Source organism: Bifidobacterium asteroides, from assembly GCF_019469425.1.
Taxonomy (GTDB): Bacteria; Actinomycetota; Actinomycetes; order Actinomycetales; family Bifidobacteriaceae; genus Bombiscardovia; species Bombiscardovia asteroides_I.
In genome coordinates this window covers 1,462,225-1,476,161 of record NZ_CP048272.1, presented here as the reverse complement: position 1 = coordinate 1,476,161, position 13,937 = coordinate 1,462,225, and the positions used below count along the sequence as shown (strand labels likewise).

Annotated in this window: 15 protein-coding genes; 4 read left to right on the top strand and 11 right to left on the bottom strand. The window is 62.1% G+C overall.

All coding sequences use genetic code 11. The features are described from left to right. Position 1: 1 nt before the first annotated feature. The 10 genes from purB to GYM67_RS05985 all read right to left on the bottom strand — a co-directional run bounded on the left by purB (position 2) and on the right by GYM67_RS05985 (position 9,465). Positions 2 to 1,447 (bottom strand): adenylosuccinate lyase, encoded by a 1,446-nt coding sequence (purB, locus tag GYM67_RS06030; protein WP_220236063.1) that lies wholly within the window; start codon positions 1,445 to 1,447, stop codon positions 2 to 4. Between the two features lie 72 nt (positions 1,448 to 1,519). Next, positions 1,520 to 2,947 (bottom strand): PGAP1-like alpha/beta domain-containing protein, encoded by a 1,428-nt coding sequence (locus GYM67_RS06025; RefSeq protein WP_220236062.1) that lies wholly within the window; start codon positions 2,945 to 2,947, stop codon positions 1,520 to 1,522. Beyond that, entirely contained in the window at positions 2,944 to 3,270 is a 327-nt protein-coding gene (locus GYM67_RS06020) for a hypothetical protein (protein WP_220236061.1), read from the bottom strand. The genes GYM67_RS06025 and GYM67_RS06020 overlap by 4 nt, the downstream gene beginning before the upstream one ends. Positions 3,271 to 3,470: 200 nt before the next feature. After that, a complete protein-coding gene (locus GYM67_RS06015; RefSeq protein WP_220236060.1) occupies positions 3,471 to 4,022 on the bottom strand; it encodes a DUF6466 family protein in 552 nt (183 codons plus the stop codon). Further along, a complete protein-coding gene (locus GYM67_RS06010; protein WP_396019985.1) occupies positions 4,019 to 5,047 on the bottom strand; it encodes a vWA domain-containing protein in 1,029 nt (342 codons plus the stop codon). Before GYM67_RS06010 ends, GYM67_RS06015 begins: the two co-directional genes overlap by 4 nt. Continuing rightward, entirely contained in the window at positions 5,044 to 6,120 is a 1,077-nt protein-coding gene (locus tag GYM67_RS06005; protein WP_220236059.1) for a vWA domain-containing protein, read from the bottom strand. Before GYM67_RS06005 ends, GYM67_RS06010 begins: the two co-directional genes overlap by 4 nt. Continuing rightward, the gene (locus GYM67_RS06000; protein WP_220236058.1) at positions 6,117 to 6,650 is read right to left on the bottom strand and encodes a hypothetical protein; all 534 of its coding nucleotides are present in this window, start codon (positions 6,648 to 6,650) and stop codon (positions 6,117 to 6,119) included. The genes GYM67_RS06005 and GYM67_RS06000 overlap by 4 nt, the downstream gene beginning before the upstream one ends. Further along, complete coding sequence (locus GYM67_RS05995; protein ID WP_220236057.1) at positions 6,647 to 7,579, bottom strand: DUF58 domain-containing protein; 933 nt, start codon at positions 7,577 to 7,579, stop codon at positions 6,647 to 6,649. Before GYM67_RS05995 ends, GYM67_RS06000 begins: the two co-directional genes overlap by 4 nt. Further along, positions 7,576 to 8,631 (bottom strand): AAA family ATPase, encoded by a 1,056-nt coding sequence (locus GYM67_RS05990; protein ID WP_396019984.1) that lies wholly within the window; start codon positions 8,629 to 8,631, stop codon positions 7,576 to 7,578. Before GYM67_RS05990 ends, GYM67_RS05995 begins: the two co-directional genes overlap by 4 nt. A 45-nt stretch (positions 8,632 to 8,676) precedes the next feature. Next, a complete protein-coding gene (locus tag GYM67_RS05985; protein ID WP_258561457.1) occupies positions 8,677 to 9,465 on the bottom strand; it encodes a uracil-DNA glycosylase in 789 nt (262 codons plus the stop codon). Positions 9,466 to 9,614: 149 nt separating this feature from the next. Here GYM67_RS05985 and GYM67_RS05980 point away from each other — a divergent pair, with 149 nt between their 5' ends. The 3 genes from GYM67_RS05980 (at position 9,615) to groL (ending at position 12,578) form a co-directional block, all read left to right on the top strand. Further along, the gene (locus GYM67_RS05980) at positions 9,615 to 10,259 is read left to right on the top strand and encodes a LytR C-terminal domain-containing protein (RefSeq protein ID WP_220236055.1); all 645 of its coding nucleotides are present in this window, start codon (positions 9,615 to 9,617) and stop codon (positions 10,257 to 10,259) included. Positions 10,260 to 10,427: 168 nt separating this feature from the next. Next, positions 10,428 to 10,631, top strand: a complete 204-nt coding sequence (locus GYM67_RS05975) for a cold-shock protein (RefSeq protein ID WP_015022108.1) — start codon at positions 10,428 to 10,430, stop codon at positions 10,629 to 10,631. A 327-nt stretch (positions 10,632 to 10,958) separates the two neighbouring features. Further along, positions 10,959 to 12,578 carry a chaperonin GroEL gene (gene groL / locus GYM67_RS05970; RefSeq protein ID WP_220236054.1) on the top strand — a complete coding sequence of 540 codons (1,620 nt, stop codon included), beginning with the start codon at positions 10,959 to 10,961 and terminating at the stop codon, positions 12,576 to 12,578. 200 nt (positions 12,579 to 12,778) lie between these two features. Here groL and GYM67_RS05965 read toward each other — a convergent pair whose 3' ends face one another. Then, positions 12,779 to 13,072 (bottom strand): WXG100 family type VII secretion target, encoded by a 294-nt coding sequence (locus GYM67_RS05965; RefSeq protein ID WP_015022106.1) that lies wholly within the window; start codon positions 13,070 to 13,072, stop codon positions 12,779 to 12,781. Between the two features lie 69 nt (positions 13,073 to 13,141). On the opposite strand from GYM67_RS05965, the gene GYM67_RS05960 reads away from it, so the two are divergent. Next, entirely contained in the window at positions 13,142 to 13,933 is a 792-nt protein-coding gene (locus GYM67_RS05960; protein ID WP_220236053.1) for a TPM domain-containing protein, read from the top strand. Positions 13,934 to 13,937 lie beyond the last annotated feature (4 nt).

Sequence of the window (13,937 nt, the reverse complement as noted above, 5' to 3'; positions counted from 1 at the left end):
GTCAGTCGCGATCGAAGTCCACCAAGGTTTCGGCTGCGCCGGTGTAGGTCGCCGGCGTCAAGGCCTTGAGCCGACTGGCCGTGTCCTGGTCCAGGTCGAGGCCATCGATGAAGTGTCCGACATCCTCCCGGCCGATCCTCTTGCCCCGCATCAGCTCCTTGACCTGCTCATAGGGATGATCCATGCCTGAGCGTCCAGCCAGTCCAGCGGTCCGCATGGCCGTTTGTATGGGCTCGCCCAGGACCTCCCAGTTGCTGTCCAGCTCGCGGGCCATCAGTGCCTTGTCGGGGTGGATGGTCTGCAGACCGCCGTCCAGGTTGTCCAGAGCCAGCAGGCTGTAGCCCAGAGCCGAACCAATGTTGCGCTGGGTGGTGGAGTCAGTCAGGTCTCGCTGCCAGCGGGTTTCGGTCAGGGTGGTGGCCAGGGTGTCCAGCAGGGCTCCTGAGATCTCCAGATTGGCTTCGGCGTTCTCGAATCGTATGGGGTTGACCTTGTGGGGCATGGTGCTGGACCCTGTCGCGCCTTTGACGGGCTCCTGGGCGAAGACGCCGCGGGAGATGTACATCCAAATATCCACGGCCAGGTTGTGCAGGATCCGGCCTAGGTGGGCGATGTTGCTGAAGAGCTCGGCCTGCCAGTCGTGTGACTCGATCTGGATCGTCAGTGGGTTCCAGACCAGACCCATCCGCTGCACGACGAAGGTCCGGGTCAGATCAATCCAGTCCACCTGCGGCAGGGCGGCCAGATGGGCGCCAAAGGTTCCAGTGGCGCCATTCATCTTGCCCATGTAGTCCTGATTGTGGATCCGGTCCAGCTGCCGGTGCAATCGGTGGACGTAGACCGCCATCTCCTTGCCCAGGGTTGTGGGTGTGGCCGGCTGGCCGTGGGTCAGGGCGAGCATGGGCAGATCCCGGTAATGCTCCGCCATGGTTGCCAGATGCTCCTCGATCCGGGTGGCCTTGGGGAGCCAGACCTGCTCGACCCCGCCTCGGATGCAGCGGGCATAGGCTAGGTTGTTGATGTCCTCGCTGGTGCAGGCGAAGTGGACCATGGGCATCAGCCTTGGAAGTTGGGACTCGGAGCCAAGTGCTGTGGCTGCAGTCTCCAGACGGCGGTCGATGTAGTATTCCACGGCTTTGACATCGTGGTGGGTCTGCGCTTCGATGCCTGCCAGTTCGGTGATGCCGTCGGCATCGAAATCCTCGGGTATGGCTCGTAGATAGGCCTGTTCCACCTCGGTCAGAGGTTCTACGCCTGGCAAGACCGGGTGCTGGCCGTTGCCCTGGTAGCCGTTTGCCAGCATGATCATCCATTCGACCTCGACCCGCATGCGCTCGCGGTTCAAGGCAGGTTCGCTCAGATAGTCCACCAGATCGACGGTCTGTCTGCGGTAACGTCCGTCCAAGGGATTAAGGGGGATGACTGGGGTGATTCGGCTCAGGTTCATGCCTCCAGCCTAGACGACCGGGTCAACCAGCGGGAACCGGCATGGGCGCTCCTGGGGGCCCGCGTGTCCCGCTCATCGCCGTAGCCTGCCGCGATAGTAGAGGGTCTCCTGCAGATCGCCCTCGATGGCATGGGTGAAGTGGTCGTCCTGTCGTCGTACTGCTGGTGAGTTCTGATCTCGGGCATCAGCCCAGGCCGCCTGCTGGTAGGCCATACCGTGGGTGGATTCCTTGCCGGGTCCAGCGGTGGTCACTGTCCGGCCGGTCTGTGTCCCGTCTGGAGGGGGAGGTCCACCCGCTTTTCCCCTGACTGTCAGCTGATTGGGTCGGGAGGGATTGTCGGCTCCATCAAGGCTGGAGACCAGCTCTTCGCGCATCTCCACGCTGGTGACCCAGGTGTCAGGCTCTATTTTGCGATGGGCGATGGGCGAGCCGACGGTCACGATGTGATCGAAACTGTAGTGGTCCGAAAGATCCGAAGCCATGGTGGCGGCCACGATGCCACCCTGGGAATGGCCCACCAGGCTGACCGGATCGTCCGGACGCACTCCCGCATCCCGCATGGCTTGGTCAACTAAGCGCAGAGAAGCCGCCCTGTCGCGCACTGAAGCCTTGTCGCTCATGAGCTGGATGTTCTGGGCCCATCCGATGGGGGAGTCCAGATGGGAGCTGGTGCCGGGTATGTAGACCAGCCAGTGGTCTTTGCCGCCGGCCTTTCGATAACGCTGTACGGCAACTGTGGCGTATGGAATGCCGTCCCGGCAGGATCCCAAAGTCTCCAGGTTGTGTAGAGCACCGGCGATGTCATGGGCCTCGCCCAGTCCTTTGCTCTGCGGATGAACAGGTTCCATCGCGATTCGGTCTCCCTGGAAATGAGCGAGTATCAAAGGCATCAGCAGGCCGGGGCCGGTGACCAATCCGCCAATGGGATCGCGATGGTCCGAGGACAGGCTGGATGCGACCGCGGTCAGCAGGGGCTGTTGGATGCTGGCAGTGGTTTCCAGCAATTCCTGGAATTGCGATGCGTCCAGGTGGTCGGTCAATTTGGCTATTCCCAGGCCCAAACCGATGGATCCCAGCATGAACGGGGCAATGCGCTGAAAGACGGTCAAGGCCTTGGACATCAGGGAGTTCATCAGCCGGTCCATAAATGATTCAGCCTGCGAGTACAGCCCGTAGGCCTTGGTCAGCCTGTCGGCTACGGACTGAAGGCGGGTGCGTAGGTCTTCGCAGGCCTGGGCCTGGTCACTGCAGAAGGACACCATCAGATCCAGGGGCAGATGGGCGTGGCCCGGCGGCGGCACGGCAGCCCGGGCGCAAGGAAGGGCCGGCATTCCCGGCATGGTTCTGCGGATAGCCTGATTGGTCAAAACCCATTGGGACTGCATGGTGGCCAGAGCGCCACCTGCCTGGTTGAGCCGGTCCGCCATGCCGAGCAGATGGTCCAGCTCGGTGCGCGTATAGCCATTGGCATCGGGAGCAGCGGTGATCGTCCGCTTCATGGTCGGCTCTCTTGATCGATCAGATTCAGGGTGCGCCCTGCCTGGATACGCTGATCCTGGCAGAGGGCATCCATGGCCCGCACCTGGGCCCGATAGGCTTCAGCGGCCCGCCCTTGCCAGTCGATCCTCAGAGCCTGGTCGGCTAATTCACTCAGATGGACCAGAGTGGTTCGCGACTGTCGTGCCATGTCGGACAGCATGGCACGACAGCAGGCTGCCCGTCCATGACAGGGGCAGGTTTGGGCCGCCTCTGGATCAGCCAGATAGGATGGCTGGTCCAGGAAAGGACTCAGGGCGGGCAGTGATGAGGATGACCTAGACATGTCTCTACTACAACATGGTAATCATCCTGAAATGACCCCCAAAGGGCCATGTGGTCGAATGAGGTCCGATTCATCCTGCTGTGGACTGATCTGCCGCTAATTCTGCCGGTCTGATAGCCGGGAGACGCTCGTCTGCGCGGGAATTGATCTGCTGGAAAACAATTCGTTTGGATGACTCATACGAAAGGCTGTGCGGCTGGTCACCAGGGTTTGACGTTCTGCCCCTGACCCTTGTTGTCGCTCGCCTTGCCCGTTGGCGTGGGTGAGGCGGACGGTTCGCTCTGCTGCTGGCTGCGTTTGAGCAGATCCTCCACCTCGGCCTCCTGCCGCTCAGTCAGCCCTGAGGAGGAGCCCTTGCCTGATCCGTTCTGCCCGTCCCGGGCCTTATCGGCCTTCTGCTTCTTGAACAGACGCTCCGTGCTGCTGGTCAGCGCAGCGTTGGCGGCGCGGTTGGCCTGGGCAGCCTGCCTGGTCTGTGGCAGAATCAGAAGCCCCGGTCGTTCGACCTGGGCGAAGAGATGCTCGGCCTGGTCCTGCAAAGCCTTGATGGATGCCGGATCGGCCTGGGGGTTTTGAGCCTGTCGGACGTTGGCGCTCAACGTGTGCGTGCCCTCGTTGTAGATGGCGATGGCCCTGACGTTGATCAGGCCCCAAGCTCCTGCCAAGGCTGCAACCAAGGCTAAGCCAGCCAAGATCAAACGCACTCGCAAGTCACGTCCGCTTCTTGCTCCCTGCTGGAACTTCCTTCTCATAGCAGCCTCCTCGAAGTGCGGATCCAGAGCCCCGTTTCAATCAGGATCAGGACCAGCTCCACCAGAGCCAGCGGCCAGACCAGCGGGGTGACATGCTGGCGGACCTGGTCGACCTTGGTCACTCGGTAGCGCTTGGAAGCCGCAGCAGCAGCCCCTTCGCGTACCGTGGCTCCCTTGGCCAGGGCCTGGTAGTGGCCGCTCATCTCGTCCGCCATGGCCTTGAGGGTTTTCGGGTCCATGGCGGAGATGCCCGGCTGCCCGGTCTTGGGGTCCGTCACCCAGCCGTCGGTATCGCTTCCGCCTGCATCGGAGCTCACAGGCACCATGCCGCCCTTGGCTGAGCCGGTTCCCAGCACAAAGGCATCGTCCAATCCCTCCCTGAGAACGCTGAAGGATCGCCGTTCATCAGGTCCGGTCTGTTCGCCGTCGCTGATCAGGTAGAGCAGAATTCGGTCATCGGGATGCCGATCCCTGGTCTGCTTCAAAACCAGGCTCAGGCGATCCAGCGGAGCATCCAGGCTGGAGCCGGAGGATCGGGATGTGGGCTCTGCAGCCAGCCCCCTGGCCCAGCTATCCACAGCCCGCACGTCGGGTGTCAGGGGCAGATCGACGCTGGTCGAGGCGCCGAAGCTCAAGGCCGAGAAGGAGGCATCGGGATAGATGCGAGTCAGGTCGTGGACGGCCGCCCGAGCCACTTCCAGCCGGCTCATTCCTTCCTGATCGCCATATCCGGCATCCTTGACCGCCATGGATCCGGTCACGTCAACCGCAATGAAGACATCAGTGGCGTTGACCGCTTTGTTGGTGGTCTTGCTAACCGTGCTGGGGGTCAGGACCATGAGGGCCAGGATCAGGACCATGGCAGTGCGTCGTGTCAGGGCCCAGTGATCGGCATCCGTATCCTGGTCCTTGCGCAGTCCATGGATGACCAGCGCAAGGGCCAGGAGCAGCAGCAGACCGGCCAGAAGGCCGCCGACAACCCAGCCCAGGGCAGGCTCAAAGGTCAGGGGCTTGATTATGTTCATCGCTTCAGCCTCCAGGCCAGGAGCAGATATCCCGACAGCGCTAGAGCCAGGGCCAGGGTCCACCAGCCGGGTGCATCCACCAGGCTGGACTGCTCCTGCTGGTGGGGGTCGGCTCCGTGGCGATGCTCTATCCGGCGGACCAGTGCATTGATGGAATTCCCATCCTGACGTCGCAGGAAGATACCGCCATGGGCTTCGATCAGCCGATGCATCTGCCGGGTGCTCTCATCCTCGGTGCCCTGGTCCGGTCCCGAATAGAGCCCGTCCACTGCGATGCCTGCGGCCGAAGTGAGCTTAAGCGCCTCCTCCAAGGTGTACGTGGGTTTGCCGGAGACCACGTTATCGGTGGCCAGGACTAGTGAGCTGGACCGTTGGCCGACCATCGCCCGTCCGCTCTGGTCCTTGGGAGCGAATTGCGGAAGGAGCGCGGCGCAGCCCACCAGCCCGTCGCCGATGAGTGAAGTGGTGTCCCGGCGGTTCTGCGTGCCCTCCAGCCAGTCGCTGATGTCCTGGTACTGCCGTCCGCTCATGGCATCGATGCGGTCCTGGGACTGCACCCCGTCCAGGATCCGCCGCGCCTTGCTCAGTTCTGCGGTGATCATGTCGTAGTCGTCGGTCAGGGGGAAGACGGTACGCGAGGTGGAGTTAAAGATGCTCAGGGCCATGCGCTCGCCCCGGAAGTTGCGAACCAAGTCAAGGTAGGAGGCAATTACCTGCCGATCGTATGGCAGGGTAGAACCGGATACATCCAGACATAGGACAATATCGCGGTTATGCCCTTGCTCCAATGTCCGATCGACACGGGCAGGCCTTGCGGCCAGGCTCAGAGCCAACAGCAGAGCCAGAGAGAGCAGAATTGCGGCGCAACGGTTCAATCGCCGCCAGCGTCGCAGGGCCTCATGGCCCTCCTCGGTGTCCAAGTCGCTGTTCAAGGTCCAGACCAGGGCTGCCGGTTCATGATCCGACTTGCCATGACGGGTCTTACGGTAGGCCAGCAGGCCGAATGCCAGGGCCAGAACCAGCGCCAGAACCGGCAGCCAGGGCCACCTCCAGGACAGATTGCCTATGCTCATCGCGGCCACCGTCCAATCAAATCCCGTACCCAGTCAGCTGCCTGAGCCACCGTGGCGTCGGTTCCCGCGCTGTCCCGGGGAAGGGCGAATTCAGGCGGATAGAGGGCGTCTATGGTCTGTCGAAGCAGGTCCAGGCCCTTCCGTGTATTCGGCGTACGGGGCTGGGCCTGGATTTCGGCCAAAGTCTTGGACTTCATGTCGCTGTTCCAAGAGCGAGAGGCAAATCCACGAGCGATGGCGGCCAGTGCCGTCATGGCCTGGTCGCGGTCCAGATGGCCGTTGTCGTGCTGGGCCACCACCCGATCGATTTGCTGAAGCCATACTTCGCGGGAGTCGGAGCCCGCTTGGGCTGGGCGCTCTTCCTGCTGACGGCGGAACTTGGGCAGGAGAAGGGCCGCAGCAGCCAGGGCCAGGGTCAGTATGATGGCAGTCGTCGTCAGGGCCAGCAGCCAGGTGGGCTGGGTCATGGCGGGCATGACCTTGATCCGACTATGGCCGAATGCAAGGCGAATCAGGACGACAGCACTCATGCCGCCATCACCGTCCGTCGCATGGGGATGCCTGGTCGTCCGGCTGAAAGCAGGTGGATGAACCTGTTGAACATGGCTGTGCTGGAGTCGGCCCGGATCAGCGAGGCTCCGACTCTGGACAGTTCCCGGCTGAAGGCCTCGATTTGGTAGCGTCTGTGCAGGTCCACAGCCCGCGTTCCGTTCACAGTGCGCAGGAAGGCCGGGACCTTCCGTCCGCTGGGCGCATCAGTTACCGAGCCCATAGCCGGCTTCTGGCGCAGGGGATTCATGGTCTCCACTCCGATGAGGTTCAAGGGGTGGGTGGCGGCCAACCGTCGGATGGTCGGCATCAGGTCAACGTTTAATGCCGACTGGTCGGTGGCGATGACCAGCATGGCCTGCCGGTCCCGTATGCCGGCGGCGTAGCCCAGCAGGGCTTCAAGGTTGCGCGGCTGATCCAGCGGTGACTCCAGAGCCTGGTCCAGGGTCTGCTCGAATCGGGCGAAGCCGCCCTGGCAGGGTATGCGGCGGATGGCGGAAGAATCGACCAGGACCAGATCCACTTCATCGCTGCGGCGCAGGCAGAGGGAGGCGAACATGCACAGGGCGTTGGCCGCCACCTGGATGGCCCGCTCTCCGTCAGGGCATGTTCCCGACATCTCGCGGCCGACATCCAGCAGCAGCCAGACCCTGCTGGTGGCCAGCCGCTCGCGCTCCACCACCATGGGGCGGCCCATCCGAGCGCTGGCGTGCCAGTCGATCATGCGGGTTTCGTCGCCGAACTCGTAGGCGCGTAGGTCGGCTCGCTCGTCCCCGCCGCCGCGACGGCCAGAGGAGTGCTCGCCCTCCAGCAGACCCAGGGCCCTGCGCACCGTGGGAAGCCGCAGGCTGGTGTCCAAGGACTCGATCCGCCTGCGGACTGGGTCTTGATCCGAGCGTCGACGGCTCATGGCACCGGCACCGTATCGACGATCTGGTCAATGATGTCGTCGCTGCTGACGCCGTCGGCCTGGGCCTCGAAAGTCAGCAGGATCCGATGGCGGAGCACCGAATGGGCCCAAGCCTTCAAATCCTCGGGAATGACGTAATCCCTGCCTGTCAGCAGGGCTCTGGCCTGGCCGATGCGCACCAGGGCGATGGAGGCGCGCGGACTGGCTCCCAGCCTGACCTGCTCTGCCAGCCCTTGGATGGGTCGCGATCCAGCCCCCCTGCTGGTGGCTGCCAGATCGACCGCATATCGCATGATGGGCTGCGCCACGTGAACCTGCCGGGCCTTCTGCCTCAGGAAGTCCACATCGGGGATGGTCAGCGCATCACGATCGTCCTTGCCGGGCATATCGGTGCCGCGGCTGGTCAGCATCTGCAGCATTCGTGTCTCCTGGTCGGCATCAGGATAGGTCATGACGGCCTTGAGCATGAACCGGTCCATCTGGGCCTCGGGCAGGTTGTATGTGCCCTCTTCCTCAATGGGGTTCTGGGTGGCGATCACCATGAAGGGCCGGGGCAGGGCTATGCGCTCGCCGCCGATTGTGGTGGCACCCTCGGCCATGGCCTCCAGCATGGCTGACTGCGTCTTAGCGTTGGAGCGGTTGATCTCGTCCAGGAGGACGAAGTTGGCGTGGATGGGGCCCAGCTGTGTTGAAAAGCGCTGTGTGGAGAAGTCGTAGACCTGGGTGCCTACCAGATCCGAGGGCATCAGATCGGGCGTGCACTGGATCCGCTTGAAGCTGCCGGAGACCGAGGTGGCCAGGGTCTGGGCGGCAGTGGTCTTGGCCAGGCCGGGCACAGATTCGATCAGGATGTGTCCCGAGGCCACCAGCGTCAGGATCAGGGCCTCGCGCAGTTTCTCCTGGCCTACCAGAGTCCTTGAAAAGCGGGTCCGGATCCGGTCGGCCAACTGACGGCAACGTTGCAGGTCGTCCTGGCTGATTGGAGGAACCTGCCGATCCTGACTGGGTTGAACAGATGGGGACTGACTGGGTCGAGGTGGGAATAATGCCATAGCAGACATGGTAACGGCATTTCCTGACGATTCAGCCAGCAGGGCTCAGGTCAGCGACCAGTCCACCGGCTCGGCGCCCATAGCCTCCAGCGCTTGGTTGGCCTTGGAGAATGGACGGGAGCCGAAGAAGCCGTACCGGGCCGACAAGGGGCTGGGATGCGGGGATTTGATGATGGCAGCGTTGGTCAACAGGGGCTCGAGGCTCTGCGCCTGTCTTCCCCAAAGAATAGCCACCAGGGGCCGAACCTTGCCCTCCTGGTCGCGTCTGTCGTTCAGAGCTCGTATGGCGGCGTCGGTTATCTCCTCCCAGCCCTTGTTCCGGTGGCTGGCCGGCTTGCCTACCCGCACAGTCAGGCAGCGGTTGAGCAGCATGACCCCTCGCCTGGTCCAAGGTGTCAGATCACCGTTGGAGGGCGTGGGAAGGCCCAGGTCGGTGCTCAGCTCGGCGTAGATATTGCGCAGGGAGCCGGGGATGGGGCTGACTGCAGGGTCCACGCAGAAGCTCAGGCCCACCGGATGGCCGGGAGTCGGATAGGGATCCTGGCCCACGATCAGGACCTTGATGGAGTCGAAGGGGATGGTGAAGGCGCGCAGAATGTTCTTGCTGGCAGGCAGATAGCGGTGACCCTGGGCCAGCTCGGATCTGAGGAAGTCGCCCATTCGGTGAATGTTGGGCTCGACGGGTGCCAGAGCACGGGCCCAGCCGGGGTCCACCAGAGCGCTCAAAGGTTTGCGCTGGGTTCGGCCCTGGCCTCCTGCTATGGTCGGAGGGTTGGTACCGGTTCGGTTCGTCGGCTCAGGGGAGGTTGTGGCAATTGGCTGGCTGCTGTTCATAAGGTCACTATATCGCTTGGCAATATGGGCTGGTCAGGACTGCCTTGGTTATTCCAGGTTGGCGGAGGACGTCGAATGGTCAGTTGATTGTTGACCCGGCGACGCATTACTTATAATGGTTCAGGATCCTGTGGAGCAGAGGAGAGTTCATGGCTAGCACGCGCGACAATGGGACGCAGGCGCGCCCTCAGGTTCATGATGCGTTCGACAACCCTCCCAAGGGGCCGGTCGGCGTGCATCGCGGGCCTCGTTCCCTGTCGGTCAGGGCTCTGCCCTACCTGCTGGTAGTTGTCTTGGCAGTGCTGTGCGGTCTAGGTGTATGGGCTGCGGTCAGCGGCTCCCTGCCCTGGCAGCAGACGCACACTGAAGCCTCCAGGGTCATCAGCAGCCATCTGCCGAAGCGTTCAGCCTCCTCTTCGGCTTCAAGCAACACTACCGCTACCGATCAAGCCTCACAGGAACAAACTTCCGAGCCTTCCTCCCAGTCGCCTTCAGCAAGCGCTTCCAGCAGCAGCCCGGCTCCTGTGGTCAACCGGGGCACGCGGGTCACCGTCATCAATGGAACCAGGGTCACCGGCTATGCCGGCAAGAAGCGCCAAGTTTTGGTCAATGCCGGTTATACTGCGGTCACAGCGTCCAACCCCCAGGGTTCCCTGCCTGGCGTAAGCATGGTCCGTTACCGTGACGAGGCCGACAAGGCCACCGCTCAGGAGGTTGCCAGGCTGATGGGCATCACCCAGGTGGAGCAGTCCTCTGTGGCCTCCACTCCGGTGGAAGCCATCCTCATGCAGTGAGGTTCGGCAACCGGGCAGCGGAAGCAATATGACGGCAAAACATCGCGAATTTTGGCTCGGCGTTTTGCAATTGCCCCATAAGTAGGCCTAAACTGACCTTGCCGACCAGGCAGATGCGGTCAGTCTCGTATCTGTTGTGACGCGGCACCTATGTTAAGGAAGTTAGTTATGGCACAAGGCACTGTGAAATTCTTCAGCGCTGGCAAGGGTTACGGATTCATCAATCCCGACGATGGCGGCGAGGACGTGTTCGTGCACTACTCGGCCATTCAGTCCGATGGCTTTAAGACCCTTGATGAGGGAGATAAGGTCGAATATCAGGTGGAGCAGGGCCCCAAGGGTCTGCAGGCAACCAAGGTCACCAAACTCTGATTGTCGTCTTCTGTATTCGTCATGGTGGACCCCGGTCATTTCGGGGTCCTTTTTTATGGCTTTTTTGGCACGTCGCCTATACCCAGATACTGAGCCAGGACCGTGCAGGGTGTGGATTATCTGTCGGCGCAACCGATATGCCAGGGCAAATATGACGTACAGCCTGCAGCGTATTTTCCCCGTGGGTTGGCACTCGGCCCCATCGAGTGCTAATCTGCTGAATTAGCACTCGAGGTGTGGGAGTGATAACGCGACAGCTGACGGTCGGGTTCCGTTCCACGCTGACGGTGGGTCATGAAACCTCAAGCCATGACGGAGGAAGCAACAATGGCAAAAATTATCGAGTATGACGAGGAAGCTCGTCAGGGCATGCTTGCCGGCTTGGACAAGCTGGCCGACACAGTTAAGGTCACGCTGGGCCCCAAGGGCCGCAATGTCGTGCTGGACAAGTCCTATGGCGCGCCGACCATCACCAATGATGGCGTCTCCATCGCCAAGGAGATCGATCTGGAGGATCCTTACGAACGCATCGGCGCCGAGCTGGTCAAGGAAGTCGCCAAGAAGACTGATGACGTCGCCGGAGACGGCACCACCACCGCCACCGTGCTGGCCCAGGCCCTGGTGCATGAGGGTCTGAAGAACGTGGCTGCCGGGTCCAACCCCATCGCCCTGCGCCGCGGCATCGAGAAGGCTGCCGACGCCATCGTCAAGGAGCTCGTGGCTCAGTCCAAGGAAGTCGAGACCAAGGACCAGATTGCCGCCACCGCCACCATCTCTGCAGGCGACCCCGAGATCGGCAATGAGATCGCCGAGGCTCTGGACAAGGTCGGCCAGGACGGCGTGGTCACCGTCGAGGACAACAACCGCTTCGGACTGGACCTGGAGTTCACCGAAGGCATGCGTTTCGACAAGGGCTACATCGCTCCCTACTTCGTCACCAACAATGATGACCAGACCGCTGTTCTGGATGATCCTTACATTCTGCTGACCTCGGGCAAGGTCTCCAGCCAGCAGGACGTGGTCCACATCGCCGAGCTGGTCATGAAGACCGGCAAGCCCCTGCTGATCGTGGCCGAGGATGTGGACGGCGAGGCGCTGCCCACTCTGATCCTCAACAAGATCCGCGGCACCTTCAACTCCTGCGCCGTCAAGGCTCCCGGTTTCGGCGATCGCCGCAAGGCCATGCTGCAGGATATGGCCATTCTGACCGGCGCACAGGTTGTCTCCGATGAGCTCGGCCTCAAGCTGGACTCCATCGACATGAGCGTGCTGGGCACTGCCAAGAAGGTCATCGTCTCCAAGGATGAGACCACCATCGTCTCCGGTGGCGGTTCCAAGGACGAGGTATCCGCCCGCGTGGGCCAGATTCGTACCGAGATTGAGAACACCGATTCTGACTACGACCGTGAGAAGCTGCAGGAGCGGCTGGCCAAGCTGGCCGGCGGCGTGGCCGTCATCAAGGTCGGCGCAGCCACCGAGGTCGAGGCAAAGGAGCGCAAGCACCGCATCGAGGATGCTGTCCGTAACGCTAAGGCCGCCATCGAAGAGGGTCTGCTGCCTGGAGGCGGCGTGGCCCTGGTTCAGGCTGCTGCCAAGGCCGAGAAGGATGTCAAGCTGGACGGCGACGAATCCACCGGCGCCTCCATTGTCTTCCGCGCCATTGAGGCCCCCATCAAGCAGATTGCCGAGAACAGTGGCGTCTCCGGTGACGTGGTCATCAACAAGGTTCGTTCACTGCCTACAGGCCAGGGCTTCAACGCAGCCAACAACGAGTACCAGGACCTGCTGGAGGCCGGCGTGGCCGATCCCGTCAAGGTCACCCGTTCTGCCCTGCAGAACGCTGCCTCCATCGCTGGGCTCTTCCTGACCACCGAGGCTGTCGTGGCCAACAAGCCTGAGCCTCCGGCACCTGCTGCCGCTCAGCCTCAGGGTGATATGGGCTACTGATCCCTTGAGGTTCGGCCGGACTTTCGGCTGAACCGGGTGATCGCCAAGGACAGGGGCCTGCGCACCGGACAATGGTGCGCAGGCCCCTGTCTCTGTCATATTCGGCCTTTCCATATGATTGTCGGCTCTGGACTCGGTAAGCAATGAATATGCCTTGGTCGAACAGCATCGAGCTGCCTGCATGTATCTTAGCCAGGCATTCAGGCTCCGGCGAAGAGGCGGGTGGCCTGGGCCTCAGTGTCCGCGTAGAGCGCCGAGGCCTGGGTCAGGGCTGCCTGGATTCCTTCAAGCGCCTGCTCCATCTGGGCCTGCGAGGCGCGCCACTGCTGGGCCACCGTGGCGAATTGGCTGGCTGCCGAGCCCTGCCAGACGCTTTGGAGATTGTCCAGATTGGTGTACATTCCCGCCACGGCATCTCTGATGGCCCCTATCGAGCCGCTGACTGCGCCGGAGGCTGTCTGTATCTGATCCGAATCAACTTGGAACCGTGTCATGGTTGTCCTTTCCGTGAATGGCGGTGATGGTGGGGGAGTCCGACGCCGTCAACCGCTACTGTGGACACTATGACAGTGTTCATGCAGTCGCCCCGCGCGCAGACCCATGTGGTCGAACGAGCTCCCCTCCACAAGGCGGGTCCGTTCAGTCTCCCGGCCGTGAAGCGGGTTCTGGCCCTCCTGCTCTTGATGGTTTTGACGGTCGGAATCCTTGGACCGACCAGGGCTTTTGCCGATGAACCTCAGACAGGGGCCGGGACCATGACCGACACCATCACCGATCCGCAGAATCTGCTGGGTTCTGATGTAGGCTCCGTCAAGGATGCAATCGAGGAGACTTCACAGCAAACTGGAGTATCGGTCCGACTGCTCTACCTGCCGCATTTCTATGCGGGCGTTAAGCCGGAGACATGGGCATCCCGAGTGCTCGAATCGATGAAGCCCGCCCACGACACCGTTATGCTGGCCGTGGCCTCTCAGGACGGCAAATTGGTCGTGGCGGTCTCCAGCAACTCGCAGGCCTGGCTCAGGGATCAATCCAGTGTGGATCAGCTCTCGCAGGCTGCTCTGGAGCCGGTCACCAAGGGCCGGAATCCTGACTGGGTAGGCTCGGCCAAGGCTATGATGACTCAGGTAGAGACCCTGAAGCAAAACCAACGGCATCACCGAATCATGATCGTCGCTCTTTCGGTGACGGCTGTGGTCCTGGTCATTCTGGTCGTGGCCGTGGCGATCTGGTGGCGTCGCAGCAGCCGAACCGGGGCTCATCATCGCAAGTCCGGCTCAGCGAAGAAAGGACCAAAACCGGCAAAGACGGTCAGGGAACTTTCAGACAATACCCAGAATGAGGCGGCAAGCTGAAGCT